This is a genomic window from Paenibacillus sp. UNC217MF (genome assembly GCF_000686865.1).
In the GTDB taxonomy this organism is placed as follows: Bacteria; Bacillota; Bacilli; order Paenibacillales; family Paenibacillaceae; genus Paenibacillus_B; species Paenibacillus_B suaedae.
Genome location: NZ_KK366027.1, coordinates 532,339 through 545,212 on the forward strand (window position 1 = coordinate 532,339; position 12,874 = coordinate 545,212).

Annotated in this window: 9 protein-coding genes; all 9 read right to left on the reverse strand. The window is 43.1% G+C overall.

Translation table 11 applies throughout. The features are described 5' to 3' along the window. Nucleotide 1 precedes the first annotated feature (1 nt). Entirely contained in the window at nucleotides 2–5,158 is a 5,157-nt protein-coding gene (locus tag BP95_RS0118425) for an InlB B-repeat-containing protein (RefSeq protein ID WP_028532954.1), read from the reverse strand. Nucleotides 5,159–5,258: 100 nt separating this feature from the next. After that, a complete protein-coding gene (locus tag BP95_RS0118430) occupies nucleotides 5,259–6,209 on the reverse strand; it encodes a hypothetical protein (RefSeq protein ID WP_028532955.1) in 951 nt (316 codons plus the stop codon). 257 nt (nucleotides 6,210–6,466) lie between these two features. Further along, nucleotides 6,467–7,291: a carbohydrate ABC transporter permease gene (locus tag BP95_RS0118435; protein ID WP_021255544.1), complete on the reverse strand. Its 825-nt coding sequence runs from the start codon at nucleotides 7,289–7,291 to the stop codon at nucleotides 6,467–6,469. A 29-nt stretch (nucleotides 7,292–7,320) separates the two neighbouring features. Then, complete coding sequence (locus BP95_RS0118440; RefSeq protein WP_021255543.1) at nucleotides 7,321–8,220, reverse strand: carbohydrate ABC transporter permease; 900 nt, start codon at nucleotides 8,218–8,220, stop codon at nucleotides 7,321–7,323. Between the two features lie 181 nt (nucleotides 8,221–8,401). Next, complete coding sequence (locus tag BP95_RS0118445; protein ID WP_028532956.1) at nucleotides 8,402–9,064, reverse strand: bifunctional 2-keto-4-hydroxyglutarate aldolase/2-keto-3-deoxy-6-phosphogluconate aldolase; 663 nt, start codon at nucleotides 9,062–9,064, stop codon at nucleotides 8,402–8,404. Between the two features lie 41 nt (nucleotides 9,065–9,105). Then, nucleotides 9,106–10,083 carry a sugar kinase gene (locus tag BP95_RS0118450; RefSeq protein ID WP_051614134.1) on the reverse strand — a complete coding sequence of 326 codons (978 nt, stop codon included), beginning with the start codon at nucleotides 10,081–10,083 and terminating at the stop codon, nucleotides 9,106–9,108. A gap of 410 nt (nucleotides 10,084–10,493) precedes the next feature. Continuing rightward, complete coding sequence (locus BP95_RS0118455; RefSeq protein WP_028532958.1) at nucleotides 10,494–11,153, reverse strand: hypothetical protein; 660 nt, start codon at nucleotides 11,151–11,153, stop codon at nucleotides 10,494–10,496. A gap of 564 nt (nucleotides 11,154–11,717) precedes the next feature. Next, nucleotides 11,718–12,431 carry a class I SAM-dependent methyltransferase gene (locus BP95_RS0118460; RefSeq protein WP_028532959.1) on the reverse strand — a complete coding sequence of 238 codons (714 nt, stop codon included), beginning with the start codon at nucleotides 12,429–12,431 and terminating at the stop codon, nucleotides 11,718–11,720. Nucleotides 12,432–12,739: 308 nt separating this feature from the next. After that, nucleotides 12,740–12,862 carry a hypothetical protein gene (locus tag BP95_RS34300; RefSeq protein WP_268632104.1) on the reverse strand — a complete coding sequence of 41 codons (123 nt, stop codon included), beginning with the start codon at nucleotides 12,860–12,862 and terminating at the stop codon, nucleotides 12,740–12,742. Nucleotides 12,863–12,874: the final 12 nt, after the last annotated feature.

Consider the following 12,874-nt stretch of genomic DNA (forward strand, 5'->3'; position numbering starts at 1 on the left):
ATTAATTGCCAGTTGCCTCATCATACACAGAGGCCGTAACCGTTTTTTGATTCATCATAGCGCCTTTAGGGACTTCCAAACCCAATAGATCTTCCTCTACAGTAAGTTCTTTATCTCCAAGCCACTTCGCATATAATACGATATCGCTTGTAACCATATCAGTAGCGAAATTCCACGCATTGGTTAATTCTGCATCTCTGTACCAGCCACCGAATTTACTTTTAGCTTTGGTTGGTGCTGTTGGCTCGGTAATTGTCCCCCCTATATCAGCGAACTTCTTCGTAACTTCACTGCCACCATTGGAATCAAAAGTTACCACATAAGGGTTGTGTACGCCGATCGAAGGCGTCCTGTCGCCAAGTGGATTGCCGAAGAAGTCCGTTCTCTCTGTCATATGAGGCAGAGCGTTCGCACGATCAACATACGGGCTTATTACATTGATACCTGAGCCATAGGCTATGTTGTCGCCATCGGCAATTCGGAATCCGTCCATCACGCTGTAATCAAGATTAGCATCAACGGTTCCACTGCTGGCAATCCAATGTTCCGGTGCAATCTTATAATCTTTCAATATGGAATATAGTTCATTTTCCGTTACGTAGCGGTTGGCAGCTGTTGTTACACCTGCACCTAAATATCCGCCCCCGCCTGCGTTCATACTTCCAAAAAGATTAGCTGGATAGACAATGTTGTTCGTAAACCGTCCGGCTTTAAATGGAGCGGATGTTCCGCCGCCTTTCAGACCAACGCTGCTGTTAGCACCAGTGTAAGCAAATATGTTATTTTGGAAGTAGATATGCAGGTTGGAGGCCGCTGGGTCAAACACTAACGAACTGTTATTTTTCAATGGAGAGATGATGATATTGTTATAGAATAATCCGCTTAATTCTTCGCTTGTTGAAGAACCTCCCGCAAGTAATACAAGACTGTTATAACTCTTGTTAAAGTCCGGGCTACGACCGTCGTTCACGCTAATGTTATAGCGAACGATGTTGCCCTTGGCAGCATTCATCTGCAAGTACCAACCGCCATAGTTGTTCCGGCTGTAGTTATATTCATACACATTGTCCTGACAATAATTGTCGATATCCCAAGCCATACCGTCATTACTTGCATGATAAGGGTTATCTACAGCTTCATTGTAGCGGAAGATCGTGCCTTTACTTGCCATAATCCAAGCTGCGGCATAGTTCTGTGAACCAAGATATGTTGGTGTTGTATTATTTGAACCCCAGTTCGGTACCAGTTTACCGCTCTTATCGCTTAAATAGCTGTATCCACTGTCCGTAACGACATTTCGTTCTACAAGGGAATTGTTCCCGCCGGACAGGACAATGCCATCTCCAACCGAACTAGAAACCCAGTTGTTTCTAAACACAGCGTTAGATGCCCAAGGATAGCTTGAGCTGCTCCAAGTGAGGCCCGTGTTGTTAGTCCCCGGGTTGTTTGGCCCATAAGCATTGTTGCGAATGCCTTCATTATCACAACGAAGGGTCTTATTGCCTTCAACCAGTACATCTACATAACCATTAATAATGATGCCCCCGGATATCTTACTGGCTCCATTCGCTTGGTGCAATCCATTCACATCATGAACATAGTTATCTCGAATGACAATTCCTTGCATGCGAGCATCCGCATAATCTTGAATGTTAAATTGACCTTGTCCCAGCTTGGATATACGGGACATCACTGCAATACCGGAGCGGCCGTCGCCAGCTGTAGTGCCGATGTTCGTTACTTCAATTCCGCTGACTACCCAATAATTGACGTCGTACAACTCAATTGTTCCGTTTACAGTAATACCTGATGGGCTTGACGCTGTTCCCCCACCATTAATAATAGGTCGTTGGTTAGGATCGGTCGTATTATATTTAGTAAGTGTAATCGGATTTCCTTCTTCACCATTGCCGCGCAGTCTGATTTGTTCATTCCATACGCTGTGTGCATCCAAATAGATGGTTGAGCCTGGAAGGAATACGTTTTCATTTATTTTGGAAATGGATTTCCATGCTGTCTTTGGTGTACGTCCATCGGCATGATCATCACCATTATTGGAGAAATAATAATCCCGGACTTCACGAGATGCAATGTTCAACTCGAAAGTAATTTCAGCAGGGTTCAGGTCGAGTCTAACGGTATATTTTCCTGGTGAAATGTTGTTTCTTACAAATGCTTGTTTGTTAATCGTTAATACATTGCCGCTAACCGTATAATCCACAGCTTGTTCTAAGGTTGCATTACCGATTTTCACACCAGCTAGATCCGCTAAATCAGGATTGACGATAATTTTATAATCTTCCAAACCAAGCACATAAGTGCTGTCTTCGGAGTGAGTGTACACTTTAGGTAAGAGTTTTAATGTAACAGATGCTGTTGCTGTTTGGGCTGTTACTGCACTATCCATGACATATACGTCATCGATAAAATGCTTGTTCTGTATATCTCTCATCGTTCCGGCTTTATTGCCCCAGTTCGTAGCAAGTTGCAACGCATCAATCTTAAGAACATTGTTCGCTACATTAGTATTAAATGCGCTCCCATCTGCCATTTGTCTCTTTATTACTTGTCCATCAATTTTATAGGTTGTTCCCGTTGATGTAACGAACCATTGGAATTTATGCCAGCCTTTGCTGCGCTTTACATCGACTGGATAGAACCTTCCCGTCGATCCGATTCTAACTGCGTAGTTGGTCTGGTTCGCCGCCCAGTTGCCATCCGCATTCCCATAATTTATGGTGATATGTTCATTCGCGGACGGAGTAAAGCCAAATACCGCGTGATCACCGGATGATACCCCACCATCGTCGTAGTACCAGGCAGTGACGATTGTTGTCTTGCCGGCTTTAGGGGCGTAATTATAGGTTCCTGGGACAGTAGCCACCTGGCCAGCGCCACTCGTTGTCGCAGCCTTTACTCCAGTGCGGGACATCACGTCACTTTGGACGTACCCGTTCTCACCAGTCGTAAACTTCTTATCCCCTTCAAATCCATCGTAGAACATCGTGTCAGCCTTATTGATGTAATCAACGCTCGCATTCACGGTTACGACTTCGTTCTCTGTTGGAACATAGCCTTTCTTAACTGTTACGAATCCAGCAGCATCAACTTCGATCTTATCTTTGTCTTTCTCTGCTGGGGTGAAGCTAATGTTATCAGCTACGAACCTATCGGCAGTATCAACGATTAGCCGCTGGCGCTCTCCTGCCTGTAAAGTTTCACTTTGGCGTACTAGCGCAATGTTTGATGAATATGCTGCACTCTCCCCTGATTCATCAGAATCCAGGAAGCGTGTCGTTGCGCTGCCTATCGCTCTGACTTTAAACGTATCATGGGAGCTCGGGGACAAAGCTACATCATTACTTGTTGCTGCGACGGGACTTCCTTTTGCAATTCCGTTACTGAAGAGCTGAACCGAATACGCAGATGCATGAGCAACGCTATCCCAAGTAGCATAGGAACCGTTCCATCTACCATTTACCGCTGTAGATAAGTTCTCGATCGTTAATATTCCCTTAGCTGTAACTTCTTCACTTATGTTCATTTCTGTATTCATGACGATAGCTGAAACGGTGTAATTACCCGCTCCCAATGCCCTCGCATATGGCAGAACATGATGTCTTTCATGATTGTTAAGCTGGTCGGGCCCCCCATTTTTAGATAAATAATAACCAACGGGTTCATCATCTTTGAACAGTGTTACAAGGGTATCCCCGTAATTGGAACCGCCTGTATAAATACCCGTGTTCGGGTCAAGCGTCGGGTTAATTGGCGCATTCACCTGTGTATTTGTCTGAATCAACAACGGTGCAGATTGAGATTTTACAACAGCTCCCTCTGCCGAAGTCACTAGGCAATAATAGAACTTTCCTTGCTGTGAAGCTGAGTCAACATTTGTCAGCATTAATACCGCATCATTGGCTCCGACGACTTCCGCCCCGTTTAACCCTGTTTCGTCGTTAGATACATACCATTGGTATGATGCAGCAGCGGCTGATGTCGTAACGCTAAATGTTGCTGTCTCGCCTAGGTTAACTTTTGCCGCTACTGGTTGAGTGATAATTTCCAAATCTGACACTCCACCTGAAGGTGTTAACTTCAATGTTAATGTTCTAGTACCCGTTACTGGAGTGACGTCTTTTACAACATAAAAGTCGTCGATAAGATGTTTATTATTAACATAAGAGATGTTGCCTGATTGATTATTCCACCCTCCAGCGATTTTAGGCTGAATGGTTGTACCGCTCTTCATGCCTTTGTAAATATCGTACTTTGCTGAATCAGGAATTGGAATTCCGTCAATTTGCAAAGTCGCACCATTCGGTGTAATGAGCCACTCAAATTTATGCCAGCCTGTGGAGCGTTCAACCCCGCTGTCTTTCCAACGTTTCGCTGCTGAACCGGCTGATAATGGTGCAAATGCCCATGTATATTTTGTCGGGTTATGAATAACGTCAACCTGTGGACTTTGATAGAATGTCCCGGCGAAGGTGGCGTTTTTACCATCCAAAATCGCAAAATGGGTTCTTGCAGTCGCTGTCTTCTCTTCATCCGGATACGGGTCGTAATACCATGCCGTCATTTTATAGTTGCTTCCGGCGGGCAGAGCCACGTCTTGGCTTACATTCTCCGTATTCGTTGCACTTGATGGTGTAATCGCTTTCAAACCAGAGCGGGACTGGGCAGCAGACAGTGTAAATGATGAACCAAGTTTACTCGTTGAGGTCAGCGGACCATTGTTGTTCTCGAAGTCCTCCATGAATAACACATCTGAGTCATGATAATAACTCGTCGTGGCTGTGATCGTCACTGGGATGCCTGGATCACCCGAATCCGCAAATGTATAACCATTAGCTAATGTAACGTTTCCGTTATCATCAACCGTTAGTAAGTTCGAATTGCTTGAATCATAGCTGAACGCATCGATAACCGGCCCTTTAATCAGATTGCTTAATGGTGCACCTTTGTAAGTAAGGTTCACTCTGCCTGCATGATCCGTCGCTTGTGTCAGTTCCAGTGCAACAGAGTCAAAAGATTCAACCACTCTCTCTGCAGCCGAAACGTCAGGTACAGGCAATAAACCAGTCAGACCTGAGAATGTCAAAGTTGCTGCCGTAACAATCGATAAAGTTTTTTGCATCCATTTGGATCGTCTCATCTGGCAATCTCCTTTTCTATGAATTGATATTTATATAAATCTGAACCTATGAGAACCAAAATAGATTCAGATTTATATAAACGTAAGAATAGAATGTAACCTATTTCACTTCTAATTCATTGAATTGATTGCCGTTATACACAATCTTCGTCTTATCAGCTCTAGATGTAATCAACGCCCGCAAGTCAAATTCAGCCCGCCCGTATATCATGGAATCTTTCACTTTTTCCAGTGTAAGGTTGGTTATTTCCGGCTTTGTCATTAATGTGGCGATGACATCCTCACCCATATATTTACCGATTACCGTCTCACCTACAGAAGCGGCCGCCAATGACTCCCAGAAGTGTAGAGATTCAGTATCATCCTTGGATATATCTAATCGATTTAGTACTTTCTCTTCCATCGCTTGTCCAGATGTTGCGAACATGGCTGTTAATTCATCAGCAGTGAGAACATATTCTGCGCTCCTTGAAGCATATTCGTCTTGTAACTCAGCATCGCTCATTTTCGTTTTTTTGATCTGGGTTTCAACCAACTCCGGCCAACGGGCGCCACTTACATATTGCATGTATTGATATAGATCTAACTGAGGCAAACCGTAGTAGGTATCCCCTGTATCCTCCATCTCAGCCCGCTTCTTGTTTTCGTCTTCCATGTCGGACTTTAGCTCATCAAAACTTTTGTATGGGGCAATATCCCGCTCGTCAGCAATCATTTGCTCCTGTTTAACTCTTAGCAATGCAGTCATCGCGGATTTTTTGGCATACTCAGATGGTGTTTCCTGATTTTCGCCGTATTGACGTGTCCAGAAACCTTCATCTACTTGCGCACCATAGGTTCTGTAGAAATAATCTACTGTTACCGCTCTCTGCTCGCTGATATAAAATAGATATTCTTCATCTGTCACAGCGTATCCATCCACTGTAAACAACCAATTCTCAGGCAATGCAGCTTTTTTGTTAGTTAAAATTATCATGAATACAGCAAGTACAATTAGTATTACGGCTGTAAACCATATGATCACTGTTGGTTTTCGTCTTGTAAAACCCATATCAACCCACCTTTCTAATATGCAACTAGCTCAGGACAGGTAATAGTCATAGATGATAAGAATAAAACACTCGTTGAAAACGCTTTTATTAATAAATATATCTATTTTCATATGACCGACCAATTTCATATTTTGACCTTTCTCAGACGATTTTGACCGGATACTCCCCCCGTAAGACAAAAGAAATGAACGCAATGGTTCATTTCTTCTAATTAACTATCTATCTAATTGTAGTGCTTCTATCCTTTTAAACATTTCTATCCCTTAACGCCTCCGAGCGCAATCCCCTCAATCACTTGCTTCTGCCCGATGATAAAGATAATGACCAGCGGCAAGATTGCTGACACAGCACCAGCCATCATCAAGGAATACGTATCTCCATATTGGTCACCGAACAATCTGATCCCAAGCTGAATGGTAAACAACTCTTTGCTTTTCAAGAAAATCAGCGGATACTGATAGTCGTTCCATGTCCAAATAAATCTGAGGATCGCATAGGTTGCGATGGCTGGACGAATAAGCGGCAACGCGATTTGGAAGAAGCTTCGCGCATGTCCAGCTCCGTCTATTTTGGCTGATTCGATATATTCGTTGCTGACACTCATAAAGAATTGTCTAAGCATGAAAGCTCCAATTACGCTAAATCCGTTCAGCAAGATAAGACCAAGATGAGAATCAAACAAATGTAAGGAACGGAAGAGCAGGAACTGCGGAACTAATGAAGCTTGAGGTGGAACCATATAAAGCGCGAGGACGAGAAGAAACATCGTATCTCTTCCTCTGAACTGGATTTTGGAAAACCCATAAGCCGCAAGTGCGCACACCGATACATTGAGCACAGTGGTTGCCACTGTTACATAAATCGAGTTTGCATAATATTTGACGAAGCTCCCTGTCCACACTTCCGCATAGTTCTCAAGCGCATTCCAGTTTCTCGGAATCCATTCAATTGGGAATGTAAAGACATCCGCCTCAGGCTTGAATGATGTCGATAACATCCATATGAAAGGAAGCAGGAATAGAAGTCCTATAGCAGCCATAATCATTGTGAAAATGATCTTTGAAACCGAAATTTTTTTCATGGATATTATTCCTCCGTTCTAGATCTCTTCTAGTAGTTAACCCATTTCTTCTGGGCAATCCATTGTCCGGCTGTTATGAATAAACAAATGAGGAACAATATGAGCGCCATCGAAGAGGCATAGCCTGTTTTCAACTGATTGAATGCAGTGTCATACAAATCGTAAACGATTACATTTGTTGAATTCGCAGGTCCGCCTTGCGTTAATACTTGAATGAGATCGAACACCTTGAAGGAACCGATGATTCCTGTTACTAGCAAGAAGAAGGTCGTTGGTGAAACATTTGGCACTGTGATTTGACGAAATTTCACCCATGTTCCTGCGCCATCGATATCCGCCGCTTCATACAGATCCTTCGGAATGGACTGCAGCGCAGCAATGTAAATAATAATGTTATAGCCAAGCATAATCCAAACTTGAATCATCATGAGGGAAGGCAATGCATAATCGATATCTGCCAACCATTTAGGTGGATTCTCAATGCCAAATGACATTAACAGCTGATTTACCGGACCTAATGATGGATGGAAAAGAACCTGCCATACCATTGCGACGGCAACGACACTAGAGATATAAGGCAAGAAATAAACAACCTTAAATCCATCTTTGAAATAAACATGTTTGTCAATGAGAATCGACAGCAACAGCGATAAGATCAAGGTTATCGGAACCGTTATGATAAAGACCAAGTTGTTCAATAAGCTTTGTATAAACACATCGTCTTGGAACAAACGAATAAAATTATCAAAGCCTACGAATTTAATAGCGCCATATCCCGCTACGAAATTCCACTCCGTAAAGCTCAGCAATAGAGAGCACACAACAGGAATAAGTGTTAGGACCATTAATCCGATCATTAAGGGGGCTACAAACATATAGCCAGCTAGTGTCTCTCTAGCGCTAATTCCTAGTGATTTCTTACCTTTCATTTCTTATTCCTCCTCTGAGAAAATACGTCTTGTTCTATAGTGTCATTGTAATAAGAACGAAAGTCGCAAATAAGAACTAAAAACGTTCATTTTGAAACGAATTTTACTTTTCTCAGCTCATGCACTTGATAAAAAACAAGCGTTCTCTGAGTCTATAAAGAGAACGCTTCATAAAATTATTTTAGTTGCGCGCTTGCTTATATGCCTTCACATACTGATCAGCCTTGGCACGAACGAGTGTATAATTGCCTGTTTCAATGGCTTCCTTCGTAAGATCCGAACCAATTCCTACTGCAAATGCACCTGCTTTGATCCAGTCACCCAAGTTCTCTACATTCACTCCGCCGGTCGGCATTACATTCGCGTGAGGCAATGGGCCTTTGATATCCTTGATCATCCCTTGCCCGAATTGACTTCCCGGGAACAGCTTTACGACATCCACTCCTAAATCTAGAGCGCTTTGGATATCGTGAATGGTCATAACGCCCGGCATGATTGGAACGCGATAACGATTGCACAGCTTAATTGTATCTGGATTCAACGTAGGGCTCACTACAAATTCAGCGCCGCTTAGCATTGCTTGGCGTGCCGTTTCAGGATCGAGCACCGTACCGACGCCAATTATCGCATTCTGAGCTGAATCAGGATGATTCCATGAATAACGGTTGGCAAGCTCTTCGATCGCCTTAAGCGCATGCGGAACCGTCATCGTAATCTCAATCACCTTAATGCCGCCAGCAATGGCTTCCTCGGATAGTCGCACCACCTGCTGCCAATTCTCTCCCCGTAATACCGCTACAACTCCTTCTTCATGAATCCGATTAATAATGCTCAGTTTCTTCAATTTCCTCTCCTGCCTTTCATTTATAGATAGATTCATTGGATTTAACGTTCAACATGCACTTTTCTACTAAGCTTCGCTTCTACCTGTGCCATTGTTGGGAGACCCTGCCAATCGCCTTCCGTCTGGATCACCATAGATCCAAGCAGATTTCCGATGCGAACAGATTCCTCAAGGGATTTATTTCTTAGTAAACCGCTAAGGAAGCCGGCACAGAAGGCATCGCCAGCACCAACGGTGTCTACTACGTGATCAGCAGCAAAATAAGGAATTCTAGCTTCCTTTCCGCCCTGTAATAAAACGTTTTCATAATCTCCGCCCTTGACGACGCATACGTTGCCAAGCTCATGCAGCTTCGCGAACAAAGCACTTTCGTCGTTAATTCCATAGAGCAGCTTCAATTCATCAAGCCCTGGCAGGAAATAGTCTGCTTCCGCCGCTAGAGGCAGAATGAATTGCCGAGCCTTCTCCACGCTCCAGAGCTTCAGGCGCAGATTTGGATCAAAGCTGACTTTAACGCCATGCTTGCGTGCAAGACGCACAGCCTCAATAACTGCTTGACATGCCGTTTCGCTTATTGCCATCGTAATGCCGGTTACATGCAAAATGCGAGCACCTGCTATGTACGCCTCATCCAGCATAGCAGGCGACATTAGACTCGCAGCCGAATTTCGCCGAAAATAATAAACGGAGGATTGTCCGGCTATTACCTCACGCATCATGAGACCCGTTGAAGCAGCAGTTGTGCACTTCACGCGTGAGACATCAACGCCTTCGCCCCGCAATGCTTTGATCATCATCGTCGCCAGCGGATCTTCACCTAGTTGAGAGAACCATCCGACACGAATGCCAAGCCTAGCCAAACCGATGGCTACGTTGGTTTCGGCCCCACCGAAGGTGCATTCCAACGTATGGCTGTATTCGATTCCTTTATTTCCCATAGGCAGCATGAGTGCCATCGATTCCCCAAAGGTAACTACCTCAGGGCTTGTTTGCATATGGGACATACTTTGATCCTTCATCGACTTCCCTCCCCTTAGGTAATGAAAAGACTGTCATGGGTAATCCATAACAGTCCCCATTTTATGGGTTAATTCTATTGAATCGTTCATTCGGTCAATGCTTTTCAGGATTTGGATGATACATAACGAATATCCATGTTTATACTTTCGGCTATACATATATTTGGTTCTAATCCAAAGCTCATAAATATGATTGTCTTAACTATACACAGTCGAAATTTGCGGTACAGGATATATATTCGTGCATTCTCAAACGAATTTGACATGTTTACAAAAAAAACGATCCAAATGCTTGGATCGAAATGTATAAGCTATTTCTATATTTGCTCCATGAAACGAAAAAAAGCTTTTTATAGTTACCCTTGTGGGAACATAAAAAGCTTTACTCTGCAATCACTAATGCAATTCGTTTAAAATTTTTCGGGAAACTGTTTGACAATGCCTTCTGTCAGGATGTCGGCTAAATGAATCATATGGATCTCGTTTTTGTCGGTTGCTGCAATATCCGCTTTCCAATCTCCTTTGAGACAGCTCAGCACGATTTCCGTAATCAATTGAAGGTGCGTATACAGCATATCCTGAAGCTCTTTAAACTGCCAGTTTGGATTCGCATCGCTCAAAAATTTTGCGATCTCATCAGCGTTTTTATGCCAGTCTTCCTCTAGCCTCTTCACATCTGCCTGGTTGCCCGCTTTGGCCGCCTCTACGATTTTAACTGCGATTAAAATATGTTCTCTTAGAATTTCAGCCAGCTTATTGCCTGCGGCTTCCCCGTAATAAGGTTTGATTACATTTCCAATATCCTGCTGGTTCCGTAAAAGCCGATCCAGTACGTCCTTCTGGTCAGGACGATTCGAGATAGCACTGACAATATAGCTTCTCGTCCATATCGTATGGTCGATCCAAACCTTCTGCATATCGGTTTTCAGCTGCACCATTTTGGGACTCAGGCAAACCGAATCCTTCTTCTCGCTCATTTTCTCATTTGCCTGCACGGGTGCTGTAACCTGCGTCATGCTAACAACGAGTACTAAGGTTACAAGCAGCGCCAGCAACCATTTGTTTTTCATATTTATCTGCTCCTCCGTATGTGTGGATTAAAACAGGTTGTCTTAGTATGAGTTGCAGTTTCCATTTTAATACAATATTGTTCCGCTATTCTGCGAAGTCATGAATTGAGTGCATTCACCATCACAACAAGGGGTAATACCACCCAAATTTCTATGCACCGTAGTTTATCTCGGAGAGCTTGTAACACGCTAATCTCGAAGTTCAGGGATATCCCGGATCACTCACAAAAAGAACTCTCCAGACACAGAGGGTTCTTACATTCTTCTACAATGCCAAGAAGAAGACGTACATTCACAGATGAATTTAAAAGAGAAATGGCGAAATGTAAACGAATATAAACTGACTGCATCTGTACTGGATCGACGGATCAAACAAGCAAAACACTCAGGCTCCTTCTCTGAGAGGGACAATCGCATTCCTAAAGAGAAGAAGAATATTGTGGTAGCGAATTCAAAAACAAGTTGATCGATGAACCGCATACTACGTTCCAAATCGAACGTTGAAAGGGTTCCCTTATGATAACGCCGTTGCTGAGGCATGAAGCTGATGGTTCTTATAAGCTCCTAGCTTTTTCTCTTAAATAGTGCAGTCAATAAAGCTTCAGTACCGAATACATGACTTGGTTGTTTAACTTCTCTCATTTTGCGCATCTCAATAACTTCAAAGTCATGGAATATTAATTTCAGCTTATCTTCGGTGAATCCTAAACCTCCTTTTAAACTTCTTACCCGATACACGTCCCAATCTGACATCTCGGCCCCGCCGAATTTGCCACCTAAGACAAAACAAGTAATGGCAAATAATCCATCAGGTTTTAGGGCTTTATTTATTAATTCCAAGTAGCTGATTCTACGATGCGGTGTGATATGATGCAGGCAGCCTGAATCATAAACAATGTCATATGAAGCCTCTTCAATATCCAACTCAAAAATGTTCTTATGAAGAAAATTCACCGTTAATTCCTTTTCTTTTGCACGCTCTTTTCCCCATTCAATTGCTTCCTTCGATAGGTCTATGGCATCCACAGTACATCCACGCTCTGCTAAGTATATGGCATTACGGCCAGGACCACAGCCAAGTTCAAGCACCTTTCCAGGGTTTAATCGTTTGTTTTCGAAATACCCCACTAAATTCTCGTCAGGAACATTCACAAAGAAGGGAATGGGTTTGCCCCTATCGGAGTAAAATTGATCCCAATTAAACTTGGATTGTTCCTTAAGAAGAGTGTCCAGCATTTCAAACACATGTTCTGTTCTATAAATAATTTCCACTGGCATATACTATTCCTCCTTATTTTTGAAATGAAAATGAATGGATAACAGAGGATAAATGGAACTGCGATACTGATTCCATTTTCCAAGCCAGGGGCCTGATAGGCTTCACCTTGTCTTAGTTGGGTCATGTCTATAAGTGTGTTCTCAGCTACAATTTTATTTGTACTGAGGCTTTGGTAGGAATGCCTCGGCCGTTATCAGAAACCGTTGCACTTCCATCCTCATGCAAGAAGATATTGACCTCATTACAATGTTTAGCTTTGTACTCAAAAATTGAATTTTCAACTATGACCACTAGCAACAAATGCGAATCATATTTTTTTCTGCTTTCCCCTAATAAATGCTTGGTTATCTCTGACTTCGGACATGCTCAAGTAGTCGCTGGTCTCCAGCAATTCCGAGCTTGCAGCGAGAAGCAGTAAAATGAATATCATATCCAGACCTCT